Source organism: Kitasatospora sp. NPDC059571, assembly GCF_042735675.1.
In the GTDB taxonomy this organism is placed as follows: domain Bacteria; phylum Actinomycetota; class Actinomycetes; order Streptomycetales; family Streptomycetaceae; genus Kitasatospora.
Map to the genome: position 1 here is coordinate 1 of NZ_JBHWBW010000146.1, position 16433 is coordinate 16433.

General features: G+C 74.6%; 14 protein-coding genes. 3 read left to right on the top strand and 11 right to left on the bottom strand.

Annotated elements, in window-relative coordinates; genetic code table 11:
- Positions 1-395 precede the first annotated feature (395 nt).
- Positions 396-1079, top strand: a complete 684-nt coding sequence (locus ACFV0G_RS18230) for a phosphatase PAP2 family protein (protein ID WP_380548220.1) — start codon at positions 396-398, stop codon at positions 1077-1079.
- A gap of 74 nt (positions 1080-1153) precedes the next feature.
- On the opposite strand, the gene ACFV0G_RS18235 is transcribed toward ACFV0G_RS18230, so the two are convergent.
- A complete protein-coding gene (locus ACFV0G_RS18235) occupies positions 1154-1534 on the bottom strand; it encodes a DUF2218 domain-containing protein (protein WP_380548223.1) in 381 nt (126 codons plus the stop codon).
- Positions 1535-1789: 255 nt separating this feature from the next.
- Between ACFV0G_RS18235 and ACFV0G_RS18240 the strand changes: the two genes are divergently transcribed.
- On the top strand, positions 1790-2362 hold the full coding sequence (locus ACFV0G_RS18240; protein ID WP_380548226.1) for a MarR family winged helix-turn-helix transcriptional regulator: 573 nt from the start codon (positions 1790-1792) through the stop codon (positions 2360-2362).
- On the opposite strand, the gene ACFV0G_RS18245 is transcribed toward ACFV0G_RS18240, so the two are convergent.
- On the bottom strand, positions 2250-3194 hold the full coding sequence (locus ACFV0G_RS18245) for an EamA family transporter (RefSeq protein WP_380548257.1): 945 nt from the start codon (positions 3192-3194) through the stop codon (positions 2250-2252). The two genes, ACFV0G_RS18240 and ACFV0G_RS18245, sit on opposite strands and share 113 nt — an antisense overlap.
- A gap of 159 nt (positions 3195-3353) precedes the next feature.
- Here ACFV0G_RS18245 and ACFV0G_RS18250 point away from each other — a divergent pair, with 159 nt between their 5' ends.
- Positions 3354-4283, top strand: coding sequence for a LysR family transcriptional regulator (locus tag ACFV0G_RS18250; RefSeq protein ID WP_380548228.1), 930 nt, complete (start codon positions 3354-3356; stop codon positions 4281-4283).
- Positions 4284-4358: 75 nt separating this feature from the next.
- Here the strand turns inward: ACFV0G_RS18250 and ACFV0G_RS18255 are convergent, their stop codons facing one another.
- From ACFV0G_RS18255 to ACFV0G_RS18295, 9 genes are all read right to left on the bottom strand, one after another.
- The gene (locus tag ACFV0G_RS18255) at positions 4359-5150 is read right to left on the bottom strand and encodes a ZIP family metal transporter (protein ID WP_380548231.1); all 792 of its coding nucleotides are present in this window, start codon (positions 5148-5150) and stop codon (positions 4359-4361) included.
- A 106-nt stretch (positions 5151-5256) separates the two neighbouring features.
- Positions 5257-5688, bottom strand: coding sequence for a DUF6278 family protein (locus ACFV0G_RS18260; RefSeq protein ID WP_380548234.1), 432 nt, complete (start codon positions 5686-5688; stop codon positions 5257-5259).
- 77 nt (positions 5689-5765) lie between these two features.
- On the bottom strand, positions 5766-7775 hold the full coding sequence (locus ACFV0G_RS18265) for a restriction endonuclease (RefSeq protein WP_380548237.1): 2010 nt from the start codon (positions 7773-7775) through the stop codon (positions 5766-5768).
- 317 nt (positions 7776-8092) lie between these two features.
- Positions 8093-9940: a hypothetical protein gene (locus ACFV0G_RS18270; RefSeq protein ID WP_380548240.1), complete on the bottom strand. Its 1848-nt coding sequence runs from the start codon at positions 9938-9940 to the stop codon at positions 8093-8095.
- A gap of 160 nt (positions 9941-10100) precedes the next feature.
- Positions 10101-10751 (bottom strand): YigZ family protein, encoded by a 651-nt coding sequence (locus tag ACFV0G_RS18275; RefSeq protein WP_380548243.1) that lies wholly within the window; start codon positions 10749-10751, stop codon positions 10101-10103.
- Positions 10752-10962: 211 nt separating this feature from the next.
- On the bottom strand, positions 10963-12252 hold the full coding sequence (locus ACFV0G_RS18280; RefSeq protein WP_380548246.1) for a DUF6986 family protein: 1290 nt from the start codon (positions 12250-12252) through the stop codon (positions 10963-10965).
- A gap of 145 nt (positions 12253-12397) precedes the next feature.
- Positions 12398-13984: a DUF2637 domain-containing protein gene (locus tag ACFV0G_RS18285; RefSeq protein ID WP_380548248.1), complete on the bottom strand. Its 1587-nt coding sequence runs from the start codon at positions 13982-13984 to the stop codon at positions 12398-12400.
- A gap of 130 nt (positions 13985-14114) precedes the next feature.
- Positions 14115-14798: a LuxR C-terminal-related transcriptional regulator gene (locus tag ACFV0G_RS18290; RefSeq protein ID WP_380548251.1), complete on the bottom strand. Its 684-nt coding sequence runs from the start codon at positions 14796-14798 to the stop codon at positions 14115-14117.
- On the bottom strand, positions 14750-16180 hold the full coding sequence (locus ACFV0G_RS18295) for a sensor histidine kinase (protein WP_380548254.1): 1431 nt from the start codon (positions 16178-16180) through the stop codon (positions 14750-14752). The genes ACFV0G_RS18290 and ACFV0G_RS18295 overlap by 49 nt, the downstream gene beginning before the upstream one ends.
- Positions 16181-16433 lie beyond the last annotated feature (253 nt).

The window sequence follows — 16433 nt, forward strand, 5'->3', positions numbered from 1 at the left end:
GTCTCCGCCCGCCGTCTGCGCCCGGGGCGGCGGTCCGCGGCCGGTGGTCGGCGGTCGGCGGTCGGCGGTCGGCGGTCGGCGGTGAGTCCGCGAACGGCCGGTGACGGACGTCGGGAGACTCCCGGGCCGACGTGGAGGTTGCCCTCCCGCTGGTGAAGATGCTGTGCGAAACGGCGCGAGCCGCACTGCGCCACAAACCCTTTGACGTACTGTCATGACAGATGGACAGCGAGCCGCAACCCATTGCGACGTCGGCCGCCCGGGCATGGGCGTCCGAACCTCCAGACCGATCGACCGACCGTCCGGCCCATACCCCCCGGGCCTTGCGGAGCGGCGATCACCTCGGCCGCCCCGGAGCTCTCCCCCCTGCTCCGGGGCGGCTTCAGCATGCGGCCGTGCCGGCGGTGCTCGCCGTGGTGCTGGCCCTGGTCTCCTGGCAGGTCGCCGTCGACGGTCCGCTGCTGGCGCTGGACACGGGCACCCGCAACACCGTCCGCGAGCTGCACCACGTGCTGCACAGCACCTTGCTGAACCACCTCGGCGCCTTCCTGTCCGACCTGGGCGGCGGCATCCCGGCCGTACCGGTCCTGCTGCTCGCCGCGGGTCTCGCCGCACGGCGGGAGCGGGAGTCCGGCGCCGACCGCTGGTGGCTGCCGCTGCCGACCGCGGCCGTGGCGGCCCTGCTGATCCCGCTGCTGGTGGTGCCCGCCAAGGCGTGGTTCGCCCGGCCCGGCCCGTACGGGACGCCGCTGGGGCCCGACCAGTGGGGCTGGTACCCCTCGGGGCACACCGCGACCTCCTCGATCGCGTACGGCACCGCGGCGCTGCTGCTCGGCGGCACCCTGGCCGCGGCCGGGCGCGCCCGGCTGTACGGGGCGACCTGGCTGCTCTGCGCGAGCGTCGGCCTCGGCCTGGTGTGGTCCGACTACCACTGGCTGCTCGACGTGGTGGCGAGCTGGTGCCTGGCCGGACTGCTGCTGTGGACCCTGGAGCGGTGGCTGCGGCGGGGACGGGCCCGGGAGGCGGACCGGGCTGACGGTGCGGACCGGTCGGCGCCGGCACCCGACGGCCGGGACTGAAGGCCGGGTCTGACGGCCGGGACTGAAGGCCCGGCCGCCGGTCGATCGGGCCGATCGGGCCGATCGGGGTACGGCTACTCGCCGTGCGACTGTCCGGCCTGCGACTGCTCGGTGTGCGACTGCTCGGCGTCCGGCTCCTGGTGGCGGTGGACGAGACCGGGCTCGCCGGTGTCGCGCCGCCACTCGACCACCAGCTCGTCACGGGTGCCGAAGCGCACCAGGTGGCGGCCGACGACATCCTCCAGGTCGGGGAGCCGGTCGGCATCGCCCTCGACCGAGAGCAGCAGGGCACCGGGCTCGGCGACGAGCGCCGCGGTGCCGTACGAGAAGGCGACCGAGCCGCGGCCGGCCTCCTCCGACCACTCGGCCTGCACCCGGCGCCCGAGGTGGGCGGCGAGCTGCTTGCCGTAGCGGCCGGGGCGGTCGGTGGCGACACGGGCTTCGGAGCGGGACATGGGACCTCCGGGGAAGCGGGAGAGCATGGGAACGCGATGGCGCAGGACTGCGCGGGGGCGTACGAGGCGCCCGGGGACACGCGGGAACGCCGGACCGGCGCCCGCACGGACGTGCGGAACCGGCTGCCGGATCCGACGCTATCCCGAATAGTGAGCTTTACTCAACGAGTTATCGAACCGCGATCGCGCCGCCCCGATACCCTGGGCCCCACTCCCCCGGCCCGCGCCGGAGCCCGCCCGAACCCGGAGCCCGCGATGACCACCCCGCCGACCGCCGACACCGCCGCGGAGCTCGCCGACGCGCTGACCCGGGCGATGAAGCGGATCCGGCGGCAGACCATGCGACGCCTGGAGCCGCTCGGCATCACTCCCGCCCAGGCCCGCGCCCTGCGCACGCTCGCCCACCTCGGCGGCCGGCCCGGCACCGGCGACCACCCGCACCACCACGACGAGCCGCCCGGGCACGATCGCCGCGGGGGCCGGGGCTGCGACGACGCCTCGATGCGGCTCAGCGAGCTCGCCGACCGGCTCCACATCGCCCCCCGCTCGGCGACGACCGTGGTCGACGCCCTGGAGGAGGCCGGGCTGGTCGCCCGGACCCCGGACCCGGTCGACCGCCGGGCCGTCCGGGTGGTGCTCACCGAGGCCGGGCACGCCGCCCTCGAACGGATCGGCCAGGTCCGCCACGAGATCGCCCAGGCCTACTTCGGCCCGCTCAGTTCGTCCGACCAGGCTGCGCTGCTGCAGGCACTGCGGACGGCCGAGGAGGCGTACGAGGACGCAGCCGCAGCGCCGCCGAGCGCAGCGCCCCCGGCCGCAGCGCCGTGAGGCCGATCCCCGCGATCACCAGCACCGCGGCGGCCGCGGCGAGCGGGCTGAACCGCTCGCCCAGCAGCAGCCACGACGAGGACATCCCGAAGACCGGCACCAGCAGCGAGTAGGGCGCGACCGCCGAGGCGTCGTAGCTGCGCAGCAGGAAGCTCCACGCGACGAAGCCGAACAGGGTCGAGACCAGGCCGACGTAGGCGATCGCACCGACCCCGGCGGCACCGATCCCGGCGAGTGCCCGCAGGTCCGCCGACGGGCCCTCGACCAGCAGCGACAGCGCGAGCAGCGGGAGCGGCGGCACGGCGCTCACCCAGACCATCCAGCGCAGGGCGTCCGGCGGGGCCGCCCGGCGGGTCAGCACGTTCGACAGTCCCCAGAGCACGGCCGCCGCGATCACCAGCGCGAAGGCGCCGACCGGACCGCCGAGCCCGTGGTCCACCGCGGCCACCGCAATGCCCGCGCAGGCGACGCAGAGCCCGGCCACCCGGCGGCGGCCGGGCCGCTCGCGCAGCAGCGCCGCGGCGAACACGGCCGTGAACACCGCCTGGCTCTGCAGGACGAGCGAGGAGAGCCCGGCCGGCATCCCGGCGTGCATCCCCAGGAAGAGCAGCCCGAACTTCGCGACCCCGAGCGTGCAGCCGACGGCGACCACCCAGCGCCAGGCGACCCGGGGCGGCCCGACCAGGAAGATCGCGGGCACCGCGACGACGGCGAACCGCAGGGCGCAGAACAGCAGCGGCGGGAAGTTCTCCAGGCCGACGTCGATGAGGACGAAGTTGAGGCCCCAGACGGCGGCGACCAGGACGGCGAGGGCGATGTGACGGGAGCTCATGGCGGCGGGGCCGACGGGACGGGAGCCCGGGCCCAAGGTCCGACCGGCCGGGGCGAGCGGTGTGGTGGCTGGCATGAGCCGAGCTTGCCGGTCCATGAGTGTGTAGCACCAGCGATGAATTCTGAACCGAACCGTTCAGCAGTGCTTTAGCATCGGGGCATGTTGGATCTCGGCAGGCTGCGCGCCCTGCACGCGGTGGCGGTACACGGTTCGGTGGGCGGAGCCGCCGCCGCCCTCGGCTTCACCCCCTCGGCGGTCTCCCAGCAGATCACGAAGCTGGAGCGGGAGACCCGCACCGTGCTGCTGGAACGGCAGGGCCGCGGCGTCGTGCTGACCGACGCCGCCGTCCGCCTCGCCGACACGGCCCAGCAGCTGCTGGCCCTGGTCGAGCAGGCCGAGGTCACCCTGGAGGAGCGCCGCGGGCAGGCGGTCGGGCGGCTGCTCATCGCCTCCTTCGCCACCGGCGCGCGCGGCCTGCTGCCCGGCGTCCTGGCCGGCCTCCGGGCGACCTGCCCCGACCTGGACGTCCGGCTGCTGGAGGCCGACCCGTACGCGGCGGCCGAGCTGGTCGCCCGCGGCGAGGTCGACCTCGCCGTCGTCCAGGACTGGCCGACCGTGCCGCTCCCCGTCCAGGAGGGGCTGTCCCGGCTGGATCTCGGCCTCGATCCGGTGGACCTTCTGGTGCCCGCCGACAGCCCGCTCGCCGAGCTCGACGCCGTCCCGGTGGCCCGGCTGCTCGGGCAGCGCTGGATCAGCGTCCCGCCGGGGAACATCTGCCACGACTGGCTGGTCGGCACCCTGCGGGAGGCCGGCGAGGAGCCGGACGTCCTCTACCAGGTCGGCGAGTTCGAGACCCAGATCGCCCTGATCGCGGCCGGGCTCGGGCTGGGCCTGGTGCCCCGGCTGGGCCGCGGGCCGCTGCCGCCCGGCGTCGCGGCCAGGCCGGTCGTCCCCGAGCCCACCCGGCGGGTCTACGCGCTCTGGCGGACCCAGGCCTCGCGGCGCCCGGCCATCACCGAGGCACTGCACGCGATGCAGGAGCAGTGGAACGCGATCTCGCCGGGCCGGGCGCCCGCGGGTGGCCGGTGACCCTGCGGGGCGCGGGTGGCCGGGGCACCGGCGGGCGCGGGTGATGGGTGATGACCGGGGCGTCGGCGGGCACGGTCAATCGGCCAGGCCGATCACCAGCCACATGAAGCCGACCCCGAGCAGGGTGCAGAGCAGGGTCGTCCGCGACGGGTGCGGGCTGTGCGCCTCCGGCAGGATGTCCGAGGTCGCGAGGTAGAGCAGGAAGCCCGCGAAGAACCCCAGGTACAGGCCCAGCACCTGCTCCGGGATGGTGAACAGCAGAGTGATCGCCGCGCCGGTCACCGGTGCCACCGCATCGGCGGCGAGCAGCCCGAGGGCCCGCCGCCGGTCGTTCCCGTACATCCGGGTGATCGTGTAGGTGTTGAAGCCGTCCGCGAAGTCGTGGGCGACCACCGCGATCGCGACCACCGTGCCGACCGTGCTCCCGGCCTGGAAGGCCGCACCGATCGCGAAACCGTCCATCAGGCTGTGGCCGACCAGCGCCCCGGCGGCGGTCAGCCCGATGCCCTGCCGGGCGGGGTCGCCGTGGCTGTGGCCGTGCCCGTGCCCCGCGTGGCCCTGGTGGCCGCGGCCGTGGGTATGGGCGGCGTACTCGGCCTCGTGGCTGCGGTGGATCGCGACGGCGCGCTCGATGATGTGGATGGTCAGGAACCCCGCGGCGAACATCAACAGCGCCTGCGGCACGCCGTTCACCTCACCCGGCGCGGCCCGGACCGCCTCCGGCAGCAGGTCGAAGGAGACCACGCCGAGCATCAGTCCGGCCGCGAACCCGAGGACCAGGTGGCGGCGGTCGCCGGTGCGCTGGGCGACCCAGCCGCCCACCAGCGTCATCAGGAACGCCCCGGCGGCGACCAGGATCGCGGTCATCGGGCGGCCCCGGCCCCGCGGGCGGCGGCGGACGGGTGTGCGGTGAAGCGGTGCGCGGCGAAGCGCTGCGCGGCGGCGGCTTCGCGGGTGCCGGAGGAGGGCCGGTTCACCCGTCGGTCGCCGTCAGATAGGCCGTGGCCAGCTGCGGGGAGCCCTCGTCCGCCCAGCCGTGCCCGACCGCCGTGACGTCCAGCTCGTATCCGTTCGGCAGGACCAGCAGCGGGCGCTCCTTCTCGTCCAGTCGCCAGGCCGCGCCCGGGACGGTGCGGTGCAGCACCGTCCCCAGGTAGAGCCCCGCATCGTTGCCCAACCACTCCGAGACCTCCGGATCGTCACGCCAGCGCGGCAGCAGCTGGTCCAGGGCGGTCAGCGACGACACCCCGTCGTCGAGCCGGACGCCCGCCGAACCGGCGAGCTCGCGCAGCAGACCGCACTCGGCGAACAGTTCGGCCATCATCGCCTCGTCCGGCTGCTCCGGACGGCCGTGCCGGCGGTGGCCGTACCTGGCCCGCCACCTGTCCATGAAGCCGAAACCCATGCCCCCAGCCTGACAGGGCTCCGCCCGCCGGGCGCCCGCAGGGTCCGGACAGCATGATCGGGCGATCGGGGAGCGGGCTAGCTACCGGTGGCCAGTGGCAGGCCCAGGTGCGTCCGGGAGAGCTCCTGCACACCTGCCCCGTCGACCAGGTGGATCCGGTGGAACGCCTCCTCCGCGGCAAGGTCGAGCGCCGCCTCGGCGAACCGCCCGGTGGTGAGCCTGAGCCCGCGCTCGGCGCCCTCCTCCCGGACGGCCTCGGCGAGGGTGCGCAGCTCGTCCGCCGCGACCGGCTCGGCACCGCGGGACGCCCACACCACCCAGCGGCCGGGCAGGGCGCTGCCCCGCCCGCCCTCGGCCGTGGCGACCAGCCCGGCCGGCCCGCGCAGCCGCACACTCCACGCGCCGAGGCCGCCGCGGGTCAGCAGTTCCCTGACCAGCACGGAGAACTCGTTCGGCGACAGCTCGGCGGCGGACGGCACCGCGGCCCCGACGGTGCCGTTCGGCTCCACCGGCACCGGACCGTACGGGTCGGGGGTCACCACCGCCGCCAGCTCCCGCAGCCTGACCAGGGCCTCGTCCCGCTCCGCGTCGACGTAGACGCCGTCCCCGGGCTCCTCGGCCCCTGCCGCGTCCGTCCATTGCTCGCCCGGCCCGCCCGGCCCGCTCGGGCCGGTGCGCGGATCGCCGTCCGCGCGCCACCCGGGGACGCGCTGACCGGGAATCCTCGGCCCGACGCGGCCGTCGTGGCCCTTGCGACCGCTGCGGCCGTCCGGGGCGGCGGGCAGCAGCCGGGTGCGCGCCAGCGCGTCACGATCCGCGTCCACGCTGAGCAGGCAGACCGGCTCCATGCCCGGACGGCGCAGCCAGCCGTTGAGGACGGCACCGGCGAGGATCTCCTCGGTGTCGACCGCGTCGGCCGCCTGCAGCGCGCGCAGGGCGAGCCGGGCGGCCAGCCGCAGGTAGTCCGAGGACCGCTCGGAGGGCGGCCGCGGCACCGGGTCGACGGAGCCGTCGGGCGCGAGCCGGTACCCGGAGAGCGAGGGGACGACGTCGGGCGAGGGCAGGTCGAGATCGAGGACGGCGGTACGGGTCAGCGGCCGGTACAGCGCCCGGCACGGCGCCGGCAGATCCTGGGTGGCCACCTCGGCAGCGGCCAGGGCCCGTTCGAGCAGCGACTCGACGGCGGCCGGCTCGGCCTTGCGGTAGGCGCGCCGGCACTCCTCCAGGCTCTGGTTGTACTCCTGGACGGCCCTGGCCCGCGACTGCTCGGCCTCCTCGTGCGCCCGGCGGGCGGCCTGGAGCTCGGGGGTGAGGCTCTCGGCCCGGCGGGTGCGCCACTCGCGCAGATCGCGTTGGTGCCGCAGCCGGGCCTGCGCCAACTCCCGCTGGTAGGAGGAGTCCAGGAGACGGCGGGACGGGGCGTCGTCGGCCGAGGCCGGCACCGGCGCGGCGGGCGCGTAGTCGGCCCACCGCGGCTCGGTACCGGCAGCGCCCTCGCCCGCCTCGGTGTCGACGTCGGCGGGGAAGGGCCGCTGCTCGTAGTGGCGCAGCTGGCTCTCGAAGTCCATGGCCGAGACCGGCAGCGCCGCCCGGCGGAGCAGGTCGGCGAGGTGGTCGTGCTCAGCCTGGACCGTGAGCGTCCGATGGTGCGTCAGGGCGGCGGCCCGGCCGTGCGCGGCGACCTCGTCGTCCCCGGCCGCGGTCGGGTCGTCGCCCGCGGGGTCGTTCCGGTCGGTCGTCCCGCCCGGTGCCGCTGCCGTCGGTGCGGTCGGCCCGGCCTCGTCCGCGCCCAGGTCACGGAAGACCGCCGCCAGGAATCCCGGCTGCGGTGGCTCGAATCCGCCCGGGCCGGTCCGGTAGCGGTCGGCGGCGTCGTGACCTGCACCGGTTTCGGCATCGGCGTCGGTGTCGGTGAACGGGTGCGCGCCGGGCGCGCCGGGCGCAGCAGTGGCCGGGGTTGCGGCCGGGACCGCGGAGGCCCGGCCGGTGGATCGGACGGTGTCGAACGGCCGGCCGGCCGCTGACCGGTCGCCGGACGGGAAGACCGACGCTGCGCCGTCCGGCAGGCTGTCGGGTGAGTGCGGCATCGGCGGTCGATCCCCCCAGTAGGTCACAGCGCGTCGCGCGAACGGGACCGGGCGGGCCCGGCTCCTCCCGAAGCCCGACCGCACACAGGCGCTCGCAGGAGCCGCTCGGCCACGGCCCCTGCGCAGCATTCTCCACCGTGGGGATGCACCGGGTCAGCCAAGCTCACGAGTTGGTGACCGGTGTGACGGTCGTGTCCTGCCTCCCTCCGTGCGCCGGCGTGTGCCGCAGCGTGCCGACGTGGACCGAGGTGTGCCGACGTGTACCGAGGTGTGCCTTCGGACTGCACATCGCCCGGTCGACGCTGCGGCCGACCCGGTCAGTTCGTCCGAGTGTTGGTCAAGTGCTGTCCGATGTAGCCGACGTAGATCCGGCCGCTGCCGGAGCAGTCGTCCAGGTAGTGCAGCCGGGGCGCCGTCGATCCGCCGCCGATCCGCAGATGGGCGCCCATGAAGACCCTCCGCGAGGAGTCGACGCAGGGCGGGACGGGCAGCATCCGTTCCCGCTTCCACTTGGTGTGGCTCTCGACCGTGCGCGACTCCCAGCGGACCGCCTTGCGGGGCGGGAAGTGGTGGCAGCCGGGCGGGGTGTGCTCGCACCACTGCTTGAAGTCGCCGCCGGCCTGCCCACGGACGGCGGCGGCAGCGTACTCCTGGAGTGCCGTCAGCCCGTCCCAGGTCAGCCGGGCCCAGCCCGACCCGTCGGGCTTGTCGTCGAGGGCGAGCGTCTCCTTCTCGTCGCCGGTGAACTCCAGCAGCGGGAACTCGGCGAACCTGCCCACCAGTTCGCCGAAGCTCCCGGGCGCCGCACACTTGTCGGCCCGGGCGGCCTCTGCCAGGCGCCCGTACTCCGCGGTGGCCGGTGCGATCAGCCCGGCAGCGGCCACCGACTCCACTGCTTCGGGGATGCGGAGCCTGGCCGGAGCGACGAGGCCCGATCCGGCACACAGCCGGCCCCCGGACCTCGCCGTCCGCTGGACCGGGCGCCGACCGGAGTCCGGGCGGTGCGGCTCACCGGACCGGCCGTCCTTGGACGCCGGCCGGGCGGCGCGGCGCGCCTCGGGCGAGAGCACCAGGGCCGGCACCGCGGCCAGTGGCGGGGGCGGCACCATGTCCGCGGCGACCAGGCGCGGCTCGCGGGCCAGCAGGGCCGCAGCCCGTCGGACGTCCTCCTCTATCCGGTGCCGCGGGAGCACCTGGTGGCGTGCGGAGTCCGCCCGCGAGGCCGGGTCCACCTCCGGCAGATAGGTGCGGATGGCGCCGCCGTACACCTTGTGGAACTCCAGCGCGACGTTGAACAGCGGCAGAGCGGTATGGCTCAGCACGTGCAGGGAGGCGAGGCCGGTGAGGCTGCGCAGCACCGGCCCGACCTGGTCCGCCAGCCACTCCTCGAACGGGACGGCCGACGGGACGCTGACCACCACGGCGGCCAGTCTGCGCTCCGGGTCGCAGAGTTCGTCGATGAGGTCGTCCACCCCGTCCGGCTCGACGATGCGCGGCCGGACCGCGATCTCGGCCGGGCCGTCGGCGGCGTCGAGCAGCGGGAGGAGGCGGTGCACGAGCTCCGGCACCGGCACCCGGCCGACCGTGCGGACACCGGATCCGGCCGCCTGGTAATCGGCTTCGATCCGCAGGTGGACGGGGGCCGGCGCGGTGCCGGACCGGGCGGGTGCGGACGGGTCGTCGGCGGTGGCCAGGGTGATCGTGAGCTGCTGGGCGCCGTGCGGCACCGGGGTCCGCAGCCGTCGGCGGGCGTAGCGGCCGGGTTGCGGGGGCGCGGTCTGCCCGGCGGTGTCGGAGGGATCAGGGGGTACGGGGTGCACGGAGGCGGACGGCGCGGCCGCGGATGGTCGGCCCTGGCGCCCCACCAGCGGGGTGCGGGTGCCCGGTGCGGGCAGCGGACCGCAGTCGCGGTCGAGGAGCACACGGTCGCCGAGCCTGAGCCGCTCGGCGCCTGCCGCGGTGCGGGCGGGCGGGGGCTCGTCGTGGCCCTCCTGCTTCAGCCAGGCGGTGAGTGCCTGGTCGACCAGGGCGACTGCATCGTCGAAGGCCAGCGCCGTCCTGACGGTCATCCGGTAGGGGGTGGCGTGCGAGGCCTGGCCGGACGGCGCCGGCAGGCCAGGTGATTCGGCTGTTCGGCCGGAGGTCGGGGCGTGGTCGGAGTTCATGCTCGGTACCTCCCGTGGTGCGACGTGGGGTCTGCGGTCCTCCATCGATGGGCGGGTTGTCCGGCATCGGCCGATCTGTACGGCTCGACGTCCTTGTGCATGAAACGCAGCTGCCCGGAGCGGAAGTTCCAACTCCGGGCATGGTTAATTCGTTCGAGTGTTACCCCACCGGAATCTCACGGTGGCTCCAGCCGGCCGCTACGGCCTCGGAGGTCCCGCCGGTGGCCTCCGCCAGCCAGTCGTGAAAGCCCGTCACGTCGGCCTCGGGAACGCCGACATCGATCCGCACGCCGGTCGCCCCGTACGCCAGGTCCCGGACCTCGTAGCCGGCGGCCCGGAGGTCGTTCTCCAGCCGGCCGGCCCGCACGTGGTCGGCGGAGACGGAGAACAGGGCCACCGGGCGGCGCTCCAGCAGCCCGACCTCGTCCAGCGCCTCCGAGACCGCGCTGCCGTACGCGCGCACGAGTCCGCCGGCGCCGAGCTTGATCCCGCCGAAGTAGCGGGTGACGACCGCGACGGTGTCGGTGACCCCGCGTCGTCGCAGCACCTCCAGCATCGGGACGCCCGCCGTGCCGCTCGGCTCGCCGTCGTCGCTGGACCGCTCGCGCCGCTGGTCCTCGCCGACGATGAAGGCGGTGCAGTTGTGGCGGGCGTCCCAGCGCTCCTTGCGCACGGCGGCGATGAAGGCCTGGGCCTCCTCCTCGTCGGCGGCCCTGGCCAGCCGGCAGATGAACCGCGACTTCCTGATCTCGATCTCGTGGCTGCCGGACGCCCGGACGGTCAGGTAGCGCTTGGGGGTCGGCTCCGACATGGTGCGGCGGTTCTCCGGGAGGACGGCGGAAGGCGGCGGACGTCGCGGACGCCCGGGTCCGTCGGCAGCGGCACCCTCCCGGCCGGCCGCGGTGGCCTGCCGCGGCGGTACCCGTCCGACCCGGCCAGCCTAACCGCCGGCGGCGGCACCGCGGGGCCGGTCCGGTCACGGCCGGGCGGGCCCACCCGGGGCCACCGGGTGGGCAGCCTGGTCAGCGCCCGGCAAGCGCGTCCAGCTCGGCCCGGCCGAGACCGGTCAGGGCGGTGACCTCGGCCGGGTCGACCGCCCCGCAGTCGAGGCCGCGCAGGAGGTAGCCGCTCAGCGCCCGGGCGGTCGCGGGCTCGTCCATCACGTCGCCCCCGGCCTTCGCCACGTACGCGGAGAGGCGGGCGGCCGCCGCGGCCAGGCCCTCGCGGTAGAACGCGTACACCGCGGCGTACCGGGTCGGCAGGTGCGCCGGATGCATGTCCCAGCCCTGGTAGTAGGCACGGGCCAGGGAGCGCCGGACCAGGCCGTGGTGGAGCCGCCAGGCGGCGTGGACCTGCTCCGTGGAGCCGGTCGGGATGACGTTGGTGGAGCCGTCGGAGAGGCGCACGCCGGTGCCGGCCGCGGCCACCTGCATGACCGCCTTGGCGTGGTCTGCCACCGGGTGGTCCATGCTCTGGTAGGCGGCACTGACGCCGCAGGCCGCGCTGTAGTCGAAGGTGCCGTAGTGCAGGCCGGTGGCCCGGCCCTCGGCAGCTTCGATCATGCGGGACACGGTGGCCCGGCCGTCCGGGCCGAGGATCGCCTGGGTGGTCTCGATCTGGATCTCGAACCCGATCCGGCCCGCCGGCAGCCCGGCCCGCTGCTCGAAGTCCTCCAGCAGGCGGACGAGGGCGGTGACCTGCTCGGCGTAGGTGACCTTCGGCAGGGTCAGCACCAGCCCGTCCGGCAGGCCGCCCTCGGCGAGCAGCGCGCCCAGGAAGAGCTGGAGCGTGCGGATGCCGCGGGCGCGTACCGCCGCCTCCATGCACTTGATCCGGATCCCGATGTACGGGGGCGCGGTGCCGTCGGCCACCGCGGCCGTGATCAGCCGGGCCGCCAGGACGGCGGCCTCGTCCTCCTCTGCGTCCGGCCGGGGGCCGTAGCCGTCCTCGAAGTCGATCCGGAGGTCCTCGATCGGCTCGCGCTCCAGCTTGGCCCGGACCCGGGCGTGCACATCGGCGATCAGGTCGTCGGCGGGCAGGCCGAGCGCCTCCGCGAGCCGCTCCGGCGTGGCCGCGTGGGTGTCGAGGGCCTCCAGCGCCTGGCGCCCCCAGTCCGCCACGGTCCCCGCCGCGAACGCATCGGCGGGCACGTAGACGGTGTGCACCGGCTGGCGCGTCCCCGGGTCGCCCGGGTAGCGGCGGGCGAGCTCGGCGTCGACCGGCCCCAGCAGGGCCTCGACCGCGGCCAGTGCCCCGGCCGAGAACGACGCCCCGCCCACGGGCCCGCTACCGTCCAGCTCGACCTGTGCCATCCGCACTCCTCCACGCCGCGCCGGCGCACACCGCGCCAGCGCTTCAACAAATTGTTGATGCGAAGGTAGTGTCGGCGCGGCCGGAACGTCAATGGCGGCCCGCCCGTCGGACTCCCCCGGGCGGTGCCCCGCTCCGGCCCGGGCCTCAGTCCCGCCCGGTGGCCACGTACCGCTGCTGCAGGTCGGGCCAGATCTTCTCCAGGTCGGCGGCGTTGACGGAGCCGTCGGGGCGCGACCCGGTCATGCCCATCTGGTGGGTCAGGTACTCCGCGAGGTGCTGCGGGTCGGGGTGGGTCGCGTAGGAGTCGATGTACGAGATCAGGGCGTCGAAGCAGGCGTCCGCGTCGAGCGCCGGCCCACCGGCCAGCCGGCCGCGGCCCGCGGCGTCACGCCCGGACTCGAAGCCGTCCTCGAACTCACCCTGGAACTCCGCGTCGAGCTCGGCGTCGAGCGCGTCGAGGGGCAGCTGCTCGTCGGCCCGGCCACCGTCCCGGCCGCGGCCCGCGAGGCCCGCGGCCTGCTGGCGGTAGCCGCCGCCCTGCCGCTGCACCTCGTCCCGGTACGACTCCGGCTCGGCCTCCGCCTGCACGGTCTGCTCCAGCCTGACCGGCCGCCCGATCCGACCCGGGGCCTGGTACGTCACGCCCTGGTCCCGTGCCGGCCCTGCCGACTGCACGCCGGGACGACGGCCCTGCTGCGCGCCCGCCCCGCGCACCGGGGCCTGCTGCACCGACCGGACAGGCCCGCTCGCGGCGACGCCCTCAGGCCCGACACCGGCCGCCCGCGGCGGCTTGAACCACGGCGAGGACTGACCCGGCAGCCGGCCCGGCTGCGCGTCCGCGTCGTCCGCCTGCTGGGAGTAACTGCGCACGGCGCGGGTCATCCACACGTTCAGCGAGGCGGCCTCCCGCTCCGGCTCGGGTGCCTCCTCGTGAGCACCCTCCTGGGAGTCCCGCAGCCGGACGGCGGCGAGCTTTGCCAGGGTCGGCACCGCGACCGCGGCCGACACCTGCGCCACCGCCGGCGCGGACTCGCCGTTCGTCACCTCGAGCGGCCCGTCGATCCGGTCCAGCACGCTCGGGTCCAGCGGAACGCCGTACTTGGCCAGCTTGAGCGGCAGCAGCGCCTGGAACGGCGCGGACCGGCGCCAGCCCCGCCCGTAGCGGAAGCGCAGCTGCGCGCGGTAGACGAGCCGGTTCTGCTCCAGCCGGACGGTCTCGTCGTACGAGCGGAGCTCCCAGAGCTTCATCCGCCGCCAGAGGCGGAACGTCGGCACCGGCGACAGCAGCCACCGCATCAGCCGGACGGACTCCATGTGCCGGTCGGCAGTGATCGCGGCGATCCGGCCGACCGCGTGGCGGGAGGCCTCGACGACCACGACGAACAGCACCGGGATCACGGCATGCATCGCCATGCCGAGCGCGTCGCCCCAGGAGGCCGCCGCGTTGAACGCGATGGTCGCGGCCGTCAGGAGCCACGCCGTCTGGCGGAGCAGGGGGAACGGTATCCGCAGCCAGGTCAGGACCAGGTCGAGCGAGAGCAGTACGACGATGCCCGCGTCGACGCCGATCGGGAAGGCGTAGGAGAAGGCCCCGAAGCCCTTCTGCATGGCCAGCTCGCGGACCGCGTTGTACGACCCGGCGAATCCGATGCCGGAGATGAGGCAGGCACCGGCGGCCACCACGCCGAGCAGGGCCCGGTGGGCGCGGGTGAGGGATGGGCGACGCGACATTACTAGATCAACCCCTGGGATTCGGCTGCTGCCGTAAGCGACCGTTGCTGCCGGATCCACCCTCGGTCGAACGCAGGATCACCACGCCGTGGACCGTCTCGGCCCACCGGATACTACTCGTACACGCGTTTCATGGCCCCGCCCACCCGGTCGATTCCGCTCGGTCCGGGGCGCCGTTGAGGTGGGCCAGGACCGCCAGGACCCTGCGGTTGGCGTCATCGGCCGGAGCAAGATCCAGTTTCGTGAAGATATTGGCAATATGTTTGGCGACCGCCCCGTCGCTGACGGTCAGTCGAGTGGCGATCGCGGAGTTCGAACACCCCTCGGCCATCAGTTCCAGCACCTCGCGCTCCCGCGGGGACAGCCGCTGGAGGGGCGCGGATCCGGCCCTGCTCTCCATCAGTTTCGCGATCACATCGGGGTCCATGGCGGTGCCTCCGTCGGCCACCCGCCGGATGGCGTCGACGAACTGGCCGGCGTTGAACACCCTGTCCTTCAGCAGATACCCCACCCCGCCCGAGCCGTCTGCCAGCAACTCCCGCGCGTAGAGCTGTTGGACGTGCTGGGACAGCACGAGGACCGGCAGGCCGGGGATCCGGCGACGGGCGGCCAGCGCAGCCTGGAGGCCCTCATCCGTCAGCGTCGGTGGCAGCCGGACATCGACGACGGCGACGTCCGGCCGCTCCGTCACCAGGGCCTCTAGCAGCTCCGGCCCGGTCTCGACCGCGGCAGCGATCGTGAAGCCATGGGCCTCCAGCAGGTTGATCAGACCTTGTCGAAGGAGGTAGAGGTCCTCTGCGAGGACAACGCGCACGGGAGCTCCAGGGAGATCGTCGTCGGCCCGCCCGGCGGACTGCTGAGCGAGAGGGTGCCGTCGAAGGTACCCAACCGCCGCTCCACACCGCGAAGCCCGGTGCCCCGCCCGGGGTGGGCGCCGCCGCACCCGTCGTCGGTGACGGTGACCCGCAACCGGCCGGCCCGGAAGAGGATGTCCACCCACACCTGCCGCGCCCGCGCGTGCTTGGCCACGTTCGCCAGCAGTTCGCTGATGCAGAAGTAGACCGCGGCCTCCACCGAGGCGTCCGGCCGCTCCGGGAGGCTCACCACGACCTCGGTCGGCTGCGGTGCGTCCAGGGCCAGCGCCCGCACGGCGTCGCCGAGCCCGCGCTCGGCCAGCACCGGCGGATGGATGCCCCGCACCAGGTCCCGGAGCTCCTGGAGCGCCTTCGCCGAGGACTGGCGGGCCTCCGCGAGCAGCTCGCGCGCGGCGCCCTGGTCGGTCTCCATCAGGTGCTCGATCGTCCCCAGGGTCATGCCGATCGCGACCAGCCTCGCCTGTGCTCCGTCGTGGAGATCCCGCTCGATCCGGCGGAGCTCGGCGGCCTGGCTGCCGATGGCGTCGGCCCGGGTGAGGGTCAGCTCCTCGACCCGGCGGGTGAGTTGGGCACGGCTGGAGCGCTGGCCGGGCGCGAGGATCCGGCAGGCGAGGTCGAAGTGGGCTCGCAGCCCGTACGGCAGCAGCAGGATCCCGACGAGAGCGACCGCCGAGCCGATCAGGATCGAGACCGCCCAGCTGGCCGGGCCGTCGCCGAGCGCTCCGTACGTCCGGGAGTCGACGCCGGCGGTGAGGAGGAAGATCACGCCGCCGCCGGCGAGCACGAGAGCCGGACCGGTGAAGAACAGCAGGGAGAAGGGTGCGAGCAACCACCAGCCGAAGTCCCTGCGGCTCTCCGGATCGCGTGCCACCCAGTGCAGCCGTCGCGCCACCCGCGCCGTGCCGTGCCCGCGGTGGTACGAGAAGCCTGTCCACCAGTAACCCCGGTCGTCCTGCTCCAGTACCGGCAGCGGCGAGTACGCCGGAGTCACGACGACGCCGAACCAGTCCCGGAGATGGGACCGCGTCCACGCGGCGCCGCGCCGCGACCACCAGTAGGCCAGCACCACGGCGACCACCGTGGCACCCAGCAGACCGCCGACCGGTTCGAGGTCTGCCGCAGAGAACATCCGCGCTGCGATGGCACCGCAGGACGCGGCGCCCACGACCAGCACCACGATGCCCAGGACCGACTCACCGATGACCAGCAGGACCCGGCGGAGCGCCTGCAGCCCCGCCCGCACGCGGCCGGGAGTGGGGCGGCCCACCGCGTCCTGCAGCACGTCGGCCGCCGCACCGGGCGGGATGGTCGAGGTTGTCATGGGTCTCTCCTGACATCGGGCATTCGGATGACGGCATCAGTGTTGCCGTCAGGGCCCACGCGCCGCACTGGCCGTGCCACCCGTCTTTGAGGTGGACCTAGCACTACCCCGCCCGCCCCACGGCCGGGAGTGACAGGACGACTCCGGAAATGCGAGAAGCGCCGCCCTTGGTGCACCGGCGGGGGTGATCATAATTATTGTTAGTCGGCGTCCTAAGATCACCCAGTTTAAACACAGAAGTACCAAAGTAGCG